Below are 1,038 nucleotides of genomic sequence, written 5' to 3' on the forward strand. Positions count from 1 at the left end.
GGCTCTATAATATTTGTAGTGGGTAAATCCCCTATAGATATTATGGAGCCTATTTTGTGTAGAAAAAAAGTCCCATAAGATCTATAATGAAAAGCGACTAAACCATCATTAGAAAGAATCATATGGAACAATTACATTTTATCACAAAACTACTCGATATTAAAGACCCTAATATCCAGATTCTAGATGTCATCAATAGGGATACACACAAGGAAATCATCGCTAAACTGGACTATGACGCCCCGTCTTGCCCTGAGTGCGGAGGTCAAATGAAGAAATATGATTTTCAAAAACCGTCGAAAATTCCTTACCTCGAGACGACTGGTATGCTACCAGAATTCTTCTTAAAAAGCGTCGTTTTAAGTGCTATCATTGCTCGAAAATGATAGTCGCTGAAACTTCTATCGTTAAGAAGAATCATCAAATTCCTCGTATTATCAACCAAAAGATTGCTCAAAAGTTGATTGAAGAGACTTCTATGACTGATATTGCACATCAGCTATCCATTTCAACTTCAACTGTCATTCGTAAGCTCAATGACTTTCACTTTAAGCATGATTTTTCTTGTCTTCCAGAGATTATGTCTTGGGACGAGTATGCCTTTACCAAGGGAAAGATGAGTTTTATCGCACAAGATTTTGATCAGCTCAATATCATTACTGTTCTTGAGGGAAGAACACAAGCTATCATCCGCAATCACTTTCTGCGCTACGATAGAGCGGTCCGATGTCGAGTGAAAATCATTACTATGGATATGTTTAGTCCTTACTATAACTTGGCTAAACAGCTTTTTCCTAATGCAAAAATTGTACTTGATCGTTTCCACATTGTTCAGCACTTAAGCCGAGCTATAAGTCGGGTTCGTGTCCAAATCATGAATCAATTTGAGCGAAAATCTCATGAATACAAGGTTATCAAGCGCTATTGGAAACTCATCCAACAAGATAGCCGTAAACTGAGTGATAAACGTTTTTATCGCCCTACTTTTCGCATGCACTTAACGAATAAAGAGATTCTAGACAAGCTTTTAAGCTATTC

General features: G+C 37.2%; 1 pseudogene. It reads left to right on the forward strand.

The window, feature by feature from the left end:
- Positions 1-122 precede the first annotated feature (122 nt).
- Positions 123-1,038, forward strand: a pseudogene (locus tag E7C97_RS09585) (ISL3 family transposase); the annotation flags it as partial.

Origin of the sequence: Streptococcus sp. (genome assembly GCF_032481935.1) — a bacterium.
In the GTDB taxonomy this organism is placed as follows: Bacteria; Bacillota; Bacilli; order Lactobacillales; family Streptococcaceae; genus Streptococcus.